The sequence below is a fragment of the Brevundimonas sp. genome (assembly GCF_030704825.1).
GTDB lineage: Bacteria > Pseudomonadota > Alphaproteobacteria > Caulobacterales > Caulobacteraceae > Brevundimonas.
The window spans coordinates 35095-47644 of sequence record NZ_JAUYNX010000030.1 but is presented as its reverse complement, the minus strand read 5'-3'; the positions used below and the strand labels follow the sequence as shown (position 1 = coordinate 47644).

The window sequence follows — 12550 nt, the reverse complement described above, 5'->3', positions numbered from 1 at the left end:
CAACGACGGCGATTGATGGCCGGGGCCGGAACCCCTATATGAGCCATCTGCGAGCGGGGGCCTATCGCCCCGCGTCACATCCGGACCGCACTCCCCATGCTGGTCACCCTGATGAAGGCCAAGCTGCACCGCGCCACGGTGACCCAGGCCGATCTCGACTACGAAGGCTCGATCGCCATCGACGCCGACCTGCTGGACGCCGCCGGCATCTTTCCGCACGAGCAGGTCGATGTGCTGAACATCACCAACGGCGCGCGCTTCACCACCTACGCCATCGAGGCCCCGCGCGGCTCGCGCGTCATCGGCGTCAACGGCGCCGCCGCCCGCCTGGTGCAGAGGAACGACAAGGTCATCGTCGTGACCTACGGCCAGATGCCGCAGGAACAGGCCCGCCAGTGGTCCCCGACCGTGGTGCTGCTGGACGACCGCAACGAGATCAAGCGCGCGGCTTGACGGCCGCCGGGTTCCGGCCTCCCCTCCCCTGTCGGAGGATCATCATGGAACGCACCCTGCGCGCCGTCCGCTGGCCCCTGTACGGGGCCTTCGTGCTCGCCTCCGTCGTCTCCACCATGCTGGCCGTGCCGATCGGACTGGCGACCCTCGGCCTGGAGCCGAACCAGGTGACCTTCCTGCCGCTCACCGTCACCGGGCTGCCCTGGAGCGGCCCCCTGTTCTGGATAGAGCTGGATTCCGTCACGCGGCTGGCCGTCGCCCTGGTTTCCAATGTGCTGAACCTGGCCGTGGGCCTGATGCTGGCCCGCGGCTCGGACTGAGCGCGAAAAGGCCCCGGCGACGGGCGCCGGGGCCTTCGTTCCTCATCCGTCGGGACGATCTAGCGGTTCAGGTCGTACACGCCGGTGATGTCGATCCGCACCGTCAGCTGGCCCGCGGCGACCGGGGTCGAGGCGGCGTCCATGGCCATTTCGGCCCGGGCGTACATCGGCTGGGGCGGCTGGGGCGAATAGCCGCCGCCTTCCGACAGCGAGCGGATGCCGCCCAGCTCCACGCCCAGGGCCTGGGCGTACAGGGCCGCCTTGGCCTGCAGATTGCGCACGGCCAGCTGGCGGGCCTGGTTCTCGGCGGCGGTGGGGTCCTTCAGGCCGAACGAGATGCCGTCGATCTGGTTGACGCCGGCGGCGACCACGGCGTCGGCGGTCGCGCCCACGGCGTCCAGGTCGTTGATGATCACCGTCACCCGGTTGTTGGCCTGGTAGCCGCGCAGCCGGGGCGGCTCGTTCTGGACGTAGTCGTACTGGGCCGACAGGTTCAGGCCCGAGGTCTGGACGTCGCGCTCGGCGATGCCGGCGCGGCGCAGGGCGGCCATGACCTGGTTCATCCGCGCGGCGTTCTGGCTCATCGCCTCGGCGGCGGTCGCCGCCTCGGTGACCACGCCGAAGCTGATGGTGGCCATGTCCGGCGCGGTCCTGACCTCGCCATAGGCGGACAGGTTCAGCGCCGGCCGGTCGGCCACGGCGTGGATCATCATCGGCGCGCCGCCTTCCGGCTGCGACTGGGCGCGCGCGGCGGGGGCGGCGGCGAACAGGGCGGCGGCGGCCATCACCGCGCCGCTCATCAGCAGCATGCGATTGGACAGGGCGGGCGAGGCGACGGCGGCGGCGGGGCGGTTCATGGGTCAAACTCCTGGAAGCGGGCGGTCCGTTCCGCCGAGGGTGGGCGAGGACCATGGCCGCACCTTGGCCGTTGGCGTCTGAATGAACGCCCGGGCGCCCATGGCAGGTTCCATTCATCGGGGTGAATTCGCCGACAGACACGCGGCCGGCGGATCGCGCTTGGCAAGTCGCCGGACCGCCTGCTAGGCCAAGCCGTCGTCCCGGAGGGCGCGTAGCTCAATGGTTAGAGCCGACCGCTCATAACGGTCTGGTTGGGGGTTCGAGTCCCTCCGCGCCTACCGCCGCCGCCCCCCGCGGCTCCAGCGGTCCTCGCCCTGGTAGCGGTCGTCCTGGATGTAGCGGCCGTCGCGGTCGTACCAGCCGCGGCCGCCCTGGTAGTCGCGATAGCCCTCCAGCTGATAGCCGTCGTCCTGGTAGGGCAGGCCCAACAGGCCGTCCTCGTCCTGCCACCAGTTCTGGGGATAGGAGCCGTACATGCACTCCCAGCCCTGGCCGGGGCGCCAGTAGGGCTCGTAGCGGCCGTTGTAGCGGTCGCGGAACTGGGCCCGGCAGATGTACTGCGACCAGACGCGGTTGCCGCTGGCTTCGACCGTGGCGCGGTTCTCGGCGTAGATCACCTCGCGCACGCCCGAGAAGACGTTGTTGACCACCACCGCATGGCCCGAGGCGGCGGCGACGCCGACGGTCGAGGCCCGGATGCGGCTGTCGCTCAGGCGCAGTTCGCCGTTGTAGAGCACCACCCCCTTGTCGGAGCGGCCCACGCGGCTGTTCTTGATGTCGACCGAGGCGCCCTCGATGGCCACGCCCTCGACATAGCCGACGATGGCGGTGTTCTCGATCTCGACCCGGCCGTAGTCGCGGCCCGAGCGGATCAAGACGCCGATCGAGCGGGGTCCGAAGGCGTTGGGCGCGCCGGTGCCCTTCAGGGTCGTGGAGACGATGCGCGAGGTCTGGCCCGCGCCGGGGATCAGTTCGAGGCCCGACTGGGCGCCGGTGACGACCATCTCCCAGGCGTCCAGCACGGCCCCGTCGGCGACGATGGCCGGGGCGATGGTCTGGGCGTCGATGACCACGTCGCGTATGTGCAGCAGGCCGCCGTCGGCGTAGATGGCGGCCTCGTCGCCGGCGTGGCGGAAGCCGACCCGGCTCATGACGATCTCGGCGCCGTAGCCGACGATGCAGGCGGCGTCGCCCGCGCGCAGTGAGGCGAAGACCATGTCGCGGACCTCGACCCGCACGCCCTGCGCCACCGTCATGCACGGCAGGCCGTCGGGGGCCACGAGCGTCGGCTCGGGGTTGCTCGTCCAGCGGCGGGGATCGAAGCCGCCTTCGCCGATGATGGTCATCGGCTTGTCGATGTTCAGCCAGCCGACGCAGGCGCCGCCGCGGGCGCGGATCACCAGGGTGCCGCCGGGCCGCACCCGGCGCACAGCGTCCTCGACGGCTCCGGTGCCCGGATTGCCGCCGCAGTCGACCAGGACGATCTCCTCGCCGCCGGGCCGGTAGGGGCCGGGGCGCCAGTCGGGACGGTGCCGGCCGTAGTCGTAGCGCCGGTGATGCGAGCCGCGGTTGCGGTAGGTGCGCGTCGGCGGGTCCAGCAGCACGCCGAAATTCGGCCGCGTCTGGCTCTCGACCTTGGCCGCGACCTGGGCGTGGGCGGGAGCGTCCGCGGCGGCGAAACCGACGATGGCGGCGGCGATCAGGGCGACGCCGCCGATCAGGCCGAGGGGGGTGCGGGTCGTCATGAGTTCACGCCCTCCTAGCGGCGCTGCTGCGAACGGGAGACCTGGGCCAGCACCGCCTGCAGGCGGCCGGCCGAGGGGCCGAAGCCGGACAGGGCGGAGTCGATGCGGAAGGCGACGGCCTGGGCCTTGTCCTGGTCGGCCACGCCCGCGACGCCGAGGGCGAAATAGCTCGACATGGCGAATTTGGCCTCGGGACTGCCCTGACGCGCGGCCTCCTCGAACCATTTGAAGGCGCGGGCGTAGTCGGCCGGCAGGCCGACGCCCTCGGCGTACATCACCGCCAGCACCAGCTGGGCCTCGGACGAGCCGTTGATGGCGGCCATCTGGATGGCGCGGACGCGCTCCAGGTAGGACAGCCGGCCTTCCATCGGATGGCCCAGCATGGCCTCCAGCGTCTCGATCTGGCGCTTGGACAGGTCCTCGGGCCGCTGGGCGACCGTGTCGGTCACCCCGAGATAGCGCAGCGCCCGCCCGACGTGGACGAACGGCAGTTCGCCGCCCATCCGGCCCAGGGCGTATTCATAGGCGTCGCCGCGCGGCCGGCTCTCGTCCGAGAAGGGCACGCCCGACTGGGGCGCGGTGTTGGGGTAGAATTCGAACGGCGGCGTCCACTGGCGCGCCTTGGCCTCCACGAAGCGCTGGTACTGGTCGCGGCTCGGGGCCGAGCGCTCGAAATCCTTGAGCAGGACATAGGCCCCGACGTCGCCGGTCTGCACCGCCAGATAGTTGTACAGATAGGCGTCGACGTCGTTGCGCTGGAACAGGTTGGTCGCCGCCCAGTAGCCGCGGCGGTTGCGGTCGCGGCTGTTGCCGGCGAGGTTGCGGCCCCAGGCCTCGCGGGCCTCGCGGTTGTCCTCGGGCTCGCCGAACGGGCCGTACAGGCCGTCGTGCAGCCGGGCCAGGGTGCGGTAGCCGTAGGCGTCCTGGGTCGACAGGATGTAGATGACGCGGTCGCGCACCGCCTCCTGCTCTTCCCGGGTCATCTGGCCCAGCTGGCGGTCCAGCCGCTGATAGGCCATGTGCCGTTCGTAGGCCCGGCAGTCGTCGTATCTGGACAGCGGCCGCCAGCCGCCGAAGCCGCCGCGGTCCACCCGGTTGATCGGGGCGTAGCCCTCGTCGTTGGCCAGCGCCATGGCGTACCAGGTGGCGCTCTCGATCGGGTCCTCGATATTCTTGTCGGTGGCCCGCACGGCGGCGTAGCGGGCGCCCAGCTCCAGCTGGGCGAAGAAGTCGCCGCGGAAGGCGGCGCGGCGCAGCGCCCGCAGTCCGGTCTCCTGGGCGTTGAACTCGGATCCGGTCAGGGAGGCCGGACGCGGGCAGGCGTTGGAGGCGGCGTCGTTGCGCTGCCAGAAGCGCATGCCGCCCCGGTCGCCGCACGAGGCCATGCCGAGGGCGGTCAGGGCCAGGACTCCCGCCACCGCCGCTATGGCGACGGGGCCCCGTCCGCGGCTGAAGCGGGACCGGTCTTCCGGATTGGATCGGCCCTCGCTCATACTCCCCCTCGCACGATTACTGCGGGCAGCCCCCCGCCCGGCGCGTACCTTTGCGCGACGGGGACAGTCCGGTCCAGTTAACCATCTGTCAAGGTTAACGCTGGTTTCCGACAAAGCGTTGCCGGACCGCGGCCTTTTTATGACGCAGGCGTAGTTGTCCACGGGAATCAGAGGCTTGCCCACTCGCCTGTCAGGCGAAATCGTCCCCCTCGCCAGCCGCCCGACGGCCCCCTATATGCGTCGGCCGACCTTCCGGAGCCCCTCGCATGTCCTATGTCGCCCGCGACGACCGCCCCGCCGACAAGGCCGCCCGCTACGCCGAGGTCGAGGCTGAAATCCTGGCCGTTCTGGACGGCGAGCCCAACCGGACGGCGCGCATGGCCACCGTCGCCTCCATGCTGGCCGACGCCTTCCCCGTCTTCTTCTGGACCGGCTTCTACGTCGTCGATCCCGACAAGGCCGACGAACTGGTGGTCGGCCCCTACCAAGGCACGCTGGGTTGTCTGCGAATCGCCTTCGACCGCGGCGTCTGCGGGACGGCGGCCCGGGATCGCGCGACGCAGATCGTCGACGACGTCCACGCCTTCCCCGGCCACATCGCCTGCGACAGCCGCTCGGCCAGCGAGATCGTGGTGCCCGTCTTCGACCCCTCCGGCGCCCTGATCGCGGTTTTCGACGTCGACGCGACCGAGACGTCCGCTTTTGACGCAGCGGACGCCCATGCTCTGGAACGGCTGATGGCCCGGGTCTTCGGCTGAGCCACGCGGACGCAACGGACGCTTCGGCCGCTTCGGACGGTGTTTTTTCGACGGCGTAGTCCGTAGCATTGGACGCTTCGGACGGTTCGGACGCTTCGGACTGGATTTTTATGGAGGGCGCGGCATGTCGGATCGGGTCATCGCAATCACGGGCGGCCATGGCGCGCTGGGCCGCGCCGTCGTCGAGGCGGCCCTGGCCGACGGGCTGAAGGTGGCGATCATCGACCACGCCAGCGGACAGACCGCGCCCGACGGCGTTCTCGAACTGGGCGGCGTCGACCTGACCGACCCCGCCTCGGCGGCGACGGCCATCGACGCGGTCGCCGCCCGGTTCGGCCGGCTCGACGCCCTGCTCAACATCGCCGGCGGCTTCGTCTGGCAAACGACAGAAGACCCGGAACCCGCCTGGGCGAGGATGTTCGCCCTCAACCTGGCCACCGCCCTGAACGCCAGCCGCGCCGCCCTGCCCCATCTGAAACGCGCCGACGAAGGCCGCATCGTCAACGTCGGGGCCAATGGCGCCCTGAAAGCGGCGGCGGGCATGGGCGCCTACGCCGCCTCCAAGTCCGGCGTCCACCGCCTGACCGAGGCCCTGGCCGAGGAGCTGAAATCGACCTCGGTGACCGTCAACGCCGTCCTGCCCTCGATTCTCGACACCGACCAGAACCGCAGGGACATGCCCGACGCCGACCCCGCGAAATGGGTCCAGCCGTCCGACCTCGCCCGGGTCATGCTGTTCCTCGCCTCCCCCGCCAGCCGCGCGATCACCGGGGCCCTGATCCCGGTCACGGGCCGGGTCTGATGCAGCTCACCCGCTCGGTCCTCTACCTGCCCGCCAGCAATCCGCGCGCGATCGAGAAAGCGCGCGGCCTGAACGCCGACGCCGTCATCCTCGACCTCGAGGACGCCGTCGCCCCCGACGCCAAGGCCGGGGCGCGCCAGGCCGCCGTCGAGGCCCTCTCGGCGGGCGGCTTCGGCGGTCGGGTCGGGGTCCGCGTCAACGGCCTCGACACGCCCTGGGGCGCGGATGATCTGGCCGCCCTCTGCGTTCACAAGCCCGACTTCGCGGTCGCCCCCAAGATCGAGAGCCCCGAGGCCGTCCGCGCCGTCGCCGACCGCCTGCCGGCCGACGTCGACCTGTGGATCATGGTCGAGACCCCGCTGTCGGTCCTGCGGCTCGACGCCATCGCCGGGGCCGGCGCGCCGCTCACTGCGCTGATGTTGGGGATCAACGACTTCGGCGAGCGGATGAACCTCGTCCTCGGTCCCGACCGCGAGCCGCTGAAGCCGTGGCTCGCCGCCGTCGTCGCCGCCGCGCGCGGCCACGGCCTGCTGGCCATCGACGGCGTGGTCAACGCCACGGACGACGCCGACCGGCTTGGCGCCGAATGCCTGCAGGGCCGCGCCTTCGGCTTCGACGGCAAGAGCCTGATCCATCCGGCCCAGATTGAGGCCGCCAACGCCGCCTTCTCCCCGACCCCCGAAGAGGTCGCCCGGGCTCGCGAAGTCGTCTCCGCCTTCGCCGCCGCCGACGCCCGGGGCAAGGGCGCCATCCGGGTCGGCTACCGCATGGTCGAGCGCCTCCACCTCGACGCCGCCCACCGCCTGCTGGCCCGGCACGAGGCCGCGGAGTCGCGCGCCGGATGACCCATCTCGACCGCCGCGACGGACGGGCCTATCAAGACCGTACCTCAACGCAACGGACCACCCCTCAAGCAGCGAGGCGCCCCGCGCCGAGCGATAGGGAAAGAAGAGTTTGACCCACGCCGTCATCGCCGCCACCGGCCTGTTCACCCCTGAACAGTCGATCTCCAACGAAGAACTGGTCGCCGCCTACAATGCGTATGCCGCGCAGTTCAACGCCGACCACGCCGCCGAGATCGCCGAGGGCGACGTCGCCGAACTGACCCCCTCCTCGGTCGAGTTCATCGAGAAGGCCTCGGGCATCAGGTCGCGCTTCGTGCTCGACAAGGCGGGCGTCCTCGACCCCGCCCGCATGGCCCCCAACATCCCCGAACGCCCGGACGACGAGCTCTCGGTCATGGCCGAAATGGCCGTCGCCGCCGCGCGCCAGGCCATCGCCGCCTGGGGCAAGCCGGTCTCGGAGATCGGCGCCGTCCTCTGCGCCGCCTCCAACATGCCCCGGCCCTATCCCGCCCTGTCGATCGAGGTGCAGCAGGCGCTGGGCATCGACGGCTTCGCCTTCGACATGAACGTGGCCTGCTCCTCGGCCACCTTCGGCATCAAGACGGCGGCGGACTTCATCGCCTCCGGCTCGGTCAAGGCCGTGCTGATGGTCAACCCCGAGGTCTGTTCGGCGCATCTGAACTTCAAGGACCGCGACAGCCATTTCATCTTCGGCGACGTCGCCACCGCCGTCATCGTCGAATCGTCCGATCAGGCCGGTCCGGGCGGCTGGGACATCCTCGGCACGCGGCTGAAGACCGTCTTCTCGAACAACATCCGTAACAATTTCGGCTTCCTCAACAACGCCGCGCCCGAGGGCATCGGCCGGCCGGACAAGCTGTTCATCCAGCAGGGCCGCAAGGTGTTCCGGGACGTGGTGCCGATGGTGTCGGACATGATCGTCGACCACGCCGCCGACCTCGGCGTCGACCCCGCGACCCTGAAGCGGATGTGGCTGCACCAGGCCAACATCAACATGAACCAGTTCATCGGCCGCAAGGTGCTGGGCCGCGAGCCGACGCCCGAGGAGAACGTCATCATCCTCGACGACTACGCCAACACCTCCTCGGCCGGCTCGATCATCGCCTTCCACCTGCGTCAGCAGGACATGGCCCCCGGGGACACCGGTCTGATCTGCAGCTTCGGCGCCGGCTATTCGGCCGGGACCGTCTTCGTGCGGAAGCGCGCCTGATGGTCGACCGCGGCGATATCGGCGCCGTCGTGGACGCCATGTACGCCTGCATCTCCGGCCCCGCCGGGCCGCGCGACTGGGCGACCCAGCGCGAGATCTTCCACCCCGACAGCCGTCAGGCCCGCACGGGCCTGGACGCCGACGGTCGCCCGACCATGATCGTCATGGGCCGCGAGGAATACCAGGCCAACGTCACCCCCTTCTTCGCCGCCAACGGCTTCTTCGAGGTCGAGATCAGCCGCCGCATCACCGAGTTCGGCAACATGGCCCACGTCTGGTCGATCTACGAAGCCCGAACCGCCCCGGAGGACGCCGAACCCGAGCGCCGCGGGATCAATTCGATCCAGCTCTGCCGGGGGCCCGACGGCCTCTGGTCCATCCTGCACATGATCTGGGACAACGAGCGTCCCGGTCTTACGGCGTCGGTCTAGCCGCCGGCGCGCCGGCCGGATGCGTCGCCTTCCACTCCATGGCCATGCGGATGCGGTTCTCGACCGAGGGGTGGTCGTAGAACAGGATCTCCTCGATCGCCGACGGCGACGGCGCCCGATACTCGGCCGTCTTGATCAGGGCCTTCGACAGTCCGTCAGGCTCATTGGCGTGGACCAGCGAGAACTGGTCGGCGTCGGTCTCGATCAGCCGGATCATGGTGTTCGTCACCGGCGTCAGCAGCAGGCCGATGACCGCGCCTATGGCCGCCAGCACCGGCAGGCCGGCGGGGTCCGAAATGTCGCCCTCCCGGTTGGCGCCCAGCAGCCGCTTCGCCAGCGGGAACAGCCGGTCGATCAACCAGAACGCCAGCCCCGCCAGCAGGATCATGATCCCGGTCATCCACAGCGAGTGCATATGGACATAGTGGCCCATCTCGTGGCCCACCACGCCCCGCACCTCGGCCAGGTCGGCCCCCTTGGCGAACATCACGTCGCTCATCGCCACCCGCGCCGAGCCGAACAGGCCCGAGACATTGGCGGTGTAGCGGTCCGACTGTTTCGACCCGTTGTAGATATAGATCTTGTCGTCCGGCGTGCCCGTGGCATGGGCCAGTTCGACCACAGCATCGCGCATCGGCCCGTCCGGCGCCGGCGTGTAGTCGTTGAACAGGGGCTCGATGAAGATCGGCGAGACGATCAGCATGAAGACCACGGCCACGGCCGTCAGCCCCGCCCCCCAGGCCCACCACAGCCGCCGCGCATGCCGGATGATCGCGTACAGGCCGACGATCAGCAGTCCGAGGAAGACGACCGTGATCGCGGCGTCCATCAAGGCCTCGGTCAGCCAGCCCGCCAGCGGCTGTTCAGTCAGCCCGTACTGCGTCTCGCGCCACCAGCCCTGATAGATCGCCCACGGCAAGGTCAGGACGAAATCCATCAGCACCCAGGTCACGCCGACCACCAAGGACACCAGCTTGGGTCGTTTGCGCCGCCGCTCCAGTCGGTCGCGGATGCCGCTCAGCACCCCGGTGCGGATGATGATCCAGGCCACGACGATGCTGACGACCGCGCCCCACAGCAGCAGCCAATGGCCGCCGCGCGTATAGGCCACGGCCCGTTCGAGGTCCTCCGGCGAAATGGTCGCCAGCCAGCGCGCGGTCTCGGCCGCTGGGTCGATGCTCATGACGTGTCCCTCCCTGACGGCCGAGGATGCCGCCCCCGGCGGCCCGCTGTCAGCTTAAATCCGCGTCACGAATAGTCGCGCTCTTATTGCGGTTGATTCTGATAATCGTTCGCAGTAATTGAACGACCTCTCGCGACCGGGGCCGTTTCGATGCGCACGCTTCTCCTCTCCGCCGGGCTCGCCGCCCTGACCGCCGCCGCCGGGCCGGCCCGGGCGGAAGACCCCGACGCGTTGGCGGCTTCGGCAGAGCCGCAGGAACTGGCCGCCGTCACCGTCCTGGCCACCCGCACGGAGACGCGCGCCGACGAGACGCCGGCTACGGTCACCGTCTTCACCGCCGACGACATCGAAACCATGCTGGCGACCGACATCAAGGACCTGATCCGCTTCGAGCCGGGCGTCAGCGTCGTCACCCAGCCGGCCCGGTTCGGGGCCGCCCTCGGTACGGCCGGGCGGGCGGGCGCCGAGGGGTTCACCATCCGCGGGATCGGCGGCGACCGGGTGCTTGTGATCGTCGACGGGGTGCGCTCGCCCGACGGCTTCGTCTTCGGCGCCCAGAGCGTCGGGCGCGGCGGCTACGCCGACCTGGACCTGATGAAGTCGGTCGAAATCCTGCGTGGCCCGGCCTCGGCCCTCTACGGCTCCGACGGCGTCGCCGGCGCCGTCAGCTTCACCACCCGCGACCCGGCCGACCTGCTGCGCCCCGGTGAGAATTTCGGGGCCCGCGCCCGCGTCGGCTACAACTCCGCCGACGAGGGCCTGACCAGATCCGCCGTCATCGCCGGCCGCAGCGGCGCCGTCTCGGGCCTTCTGGCCTGGACCGGCCGCGACAGCCGGGAGACGGAGAACCAGGGCGACCGCACCGGCGAGGAGACCCAGACCGTGCTGGTCGGCGGCGTCCCCACGCCGTCCTACGTCTACTCCAGCCGCACCCTGCCCAATCCGCAGGAGATCGCGTCCGACGCCTGGCTGGGCAAGCTGGTGTGGGACGTCGCCCCGGGTCACAGCCTGCGTCTGACGTACGACAGCGTCCGGAGCGACATGGACGCCGTCGTCCTCAGCGGCCGCACCACCCGCAGCGTCGCCGCCCCGCCCGCCTCGGCCACCGCCGTCCTGAACCTGATCGCCGCCGACACGACGGAGCGCGAGCGCTTCAGCCTCGACTGGCGGCTGAAGGACGTGCTGGGCCTCGAGCGGGGTCAGGTGTCGTTCTACCGACAGGACGCGACCACCCGCCAGTTCACCTTCGAGGACCGGGTCGGGACCGACCGCATCCGCGACAACACCTTCGACAACGCGGTCCGCGGCGTCGCCGCAGACTTCACCCGCGGCTTCGGCGTCCATCGCCTCACCTTCGGCGGCGACTGGTCCGAAACGACCCAGCAGGGCGTGCGCGACGGCACGGTCCCGCCCATGGGCGAAACCTTCCCGACCAGCGCCTTCCCGAAGACCGACTTTATCCTCGCCGGCCTGTTCATCCAGGACGAGATCGGCCTGCTGGACGGCGCGCTGAAGATCATCCCCGCCGTCCGCTGGGACAGCTACGACCTGTCGACCGCCGACGACCCGCTCTATCCCGGCGCCCGCGCCGACCAGTCGGACGACCACGTCTCGCCCAGGCTGGGGGTGGTCTGGCAGGCCACCCCGACCTTCGGCCTGTTCGGCAGCTGGGGTGAAGGCTTCAAGGCGCCGACGCCGAGCCAGGTGAACAACTATTTCTCCAACCTGGCCTTCGGCTACACCTCCCTGCCCAACCCCGACCTCAAGCCCGAGACCAGCCGCAGCCTCGAGATCGGCGCCCGCCTGCGCGACGTCCGCGCCGCGGGCGGCCGGCTTTCGGCCCAGCTGGTCGGCTTCCGCTCGGAGTATGAGGACTTCATCAGCCAGCGGGTGACCTCGGGTTCCTTCACCCCCGCGGACCCGGCCGTCTACCAGTTCGTCAACTTCTCTGACGTCGAGATCTCCGGCGTCGAGGCCAGGGCCAACATCTGGTGGGACAACGGCGTCAGCGCCCGCTTCGCCGCCGCATACGCCGACGGCGAGATCAGCGACCCGGTCGCCGGCGTCCGCTCGCTGGAGACCATCGACCCGGTCAAGGTCGTCCTCGGCCTCGGCTACGACGACCCCGCCGGCCGGTTCGGTACCCAGGCCGTCGTCACCTGGTCGCAGGCGAAGGACCAGGCCGATACGGACAATCTGGCCTGCGCCGGAAACTGCGCCGTCGGCGACGACTTCGCCCTGCTGGACCTGACCGCGTACTGGAATGTCAGCCACCTCGTCACCGCCCGCGCCGGCGTCTTCAACGTCCTCGACGAGACCTACAGCTGGTGGAGCGACGTGCGCGGCGTCGCCGCGACCTCCGCCGTCCTGGACGCCTGGACCCAGCCGGGCCGCAACCTCGGCCTGTCGCTGGCCCTGCGCTACTGATCCT

12 protein-coding genes and 1 tRNA gene are annotated in these 12550 nt (G+C 70.3%); 9 read left to right on the top strand and 4 right to left on the bottom strand.

Features of this window, described 5'->3' with window-relative positions; translation table 11 throughout:
- Nucleotides 1–96: 96 nt before the first annotated feature.
- Nucleotides 97–453, top strand: coding sequence for an aspartate 1-decarboxylase (gene panD, locus Q8Q71_RS14260; protein WP_305760264.1), 357 nt, complete (start codon nt 97–99; stop codon nt 451–453).
- Between the two features lie 44 nt (nt 454–497).
- A complete protein-coding gene (locus tag Q8Q71_RS14255) occupies nt 498–773 on the top strand; it encodes a hypothetical protein (protein ID WP_305760263.1) in 276 nt (91 codons plus the stop codon).
- A 59-nt stretch (nt 774–832) separates the two neighbouring features.
- Here the strand turns inward: Q8Q71_RS14255 and Q8Q71_RS14250 are convergent, their stop codons facing one another.
- The gene (locus tag Q8Q71_RS14250; protein WP_305760262.1) at nt 833–1630 is read right to left on the bottom strand and encodes an SIMPL domain-containing protein; all 798 of its coding nucleotides are present in this window, start codon (nt 1628–1630) and stop codon (nt 833–835) included.
- Between the two features lie 206 nt (nt 1631–1836).
- Here Q8Q71_RS14250 and Q8Q71_RS14245 point away from each other — a divergent pair.
- Nucleotides 1837–1909: transfer RNA gene (locus Q8Q71_RS14245), tRNA-Ile, on the top strand.
- Here Q8Q71_RS14245 and Q8Q71_RS14240 read toward each other — a convergent pair.
- Nucleotides 1907–3376 carry a hypothetical protein gene (locus Q8Q71_RS14240; RefSeq protein WP_305760261.1) on the bottom strand — a complete coding sequence of 490 codons (1470 nt, stop codon included), beginning with the start codon at nt 3374–3376 and terminating at the stop codon, nt 1907–1909. The two genes, Q8Q71_RS14245 and Q8Q71_RS14240, sit on opposite strands and share 3 nt — an antisense overlap.
- Nucleotides 3377–3390: 14 nt before the next feature.
- Nucleotides 3391–4869, bottom strand: a complete 1479-nt coding sequence (locus Q8Q71_RS14235; RefSeq protein WP_305760260.1) for a tetratricopeptide repeat protein — start codon at nt 4867–4869, stop codon at nt 3391–3393.
- A 266-nt stretch (nt 4870–5135) separates the two neighbouring features.
- Between Q8Q71_RS14235 and Q8Q71_RS14230 the strand changes: the two genes are divergently transcribed.
- The 5 genes from Q8Q71_RS14230 (at nt 5136) to Q8Q71_RS14210 (ending at nt 8936) form a co-directional block, all read left to right on the top strand.
- Nucleotides 5136–5627, top strand: coding sequence for a GAF domain-containing protein (locus Q8Q71_RS14230; RefSeq protein ID WP_305760259.1), 492 nt, complete (start codon nt 5136–5138; stop codon nt 5625–5627).
- 124 nt (nt 5628–5751) lie between these two features.
- Nucleotides 5752–6429, top strand: a complete 678-nt coding sequence (locus Q8Q71_RS14225) for an SDR family NAD(P)-dependent oxidoreductase (protein WP_305760258.1) — start codon at nt 5752–5754, stop codon at nt 6427–6429.
- A complete protein-coding gene (locus Q8Q71_RS14220; RefSeq protein ID WP_305760257.1) occupies nt 6429–7274 on the top strand; it encodes a CoA ester lyase in 846 nt (281 codons plus the stop codon). Before Q8Q71_RS14225 ends, Q8Q71_RS14220 begins: the two co-directional genes overlap by 1 nt.
- A gap of 109 nt (nt 7275–7383) precedes the next feature.
- Nucleotides 7384–8505 (top strand): beta-ketoacyl-ACP synthase III, encoded by a 1122-nt coding sequence (locus Q8Q71_RS14215; protein WP_305760256.1) that lies wholly within the window; start codon nt 7384–7386, stop codon nt 8503–8505.
- Nucleotides 8505–8936 (top strand): hypothetical protein, encoded by a 432-nt coding sequence (locus Q8Q71_RS14210; protein WP_305760255.1) that lies wholly within the window; start codon nt 8505–8507, stop codon nt 8934–8936. The genes Q8Q71_RS14215 and Q8Q71_RS14210 overlap by 1 nt, the downstream gene beginning before the upstream one ends.
- On the opposite strand, the gene Q8Q71_RS14205 is transcribed toward Q8Q71_RS14210, so the two are convergent.
- The gene (locus Q8Q71_RS14205) at nt 8920–10119 is read right to left on the bottom strand and encodes a M48 family metallopeptidase (RefSeq protein ID WP_305760254.1); all 1200 of its coding nucleotides are present in this window, start codon (nt 10117–10119) and stop codon (nt 8920–8922) included. The two genes, Q8Q71_RS14210 and Q8Q71_RS14205, sit on opposite strands and share 17 nt — an antisense overlap.
- Nucleotides 10120–10269: 150 nt before the next feature.
- Between Q8Q71_RS14205 and Q8Q71_RS14200 the strand changes: the two genes are divergently transcribed.
- On the top strand, nt 10270–12546 hold the full coding sequence (locus Q8Q71_RS14200; RefSeq protein ID WP_305760253.1) for a TonB-dependent hemoglobin/transferrin/lactoferrin family receptor: 2277 nt from the start codon (nt 10270–10272) through the stop codon (nt 12544–12546).
- Nucleotides 12547–12550: the final 4 nt, after the last annotated feature.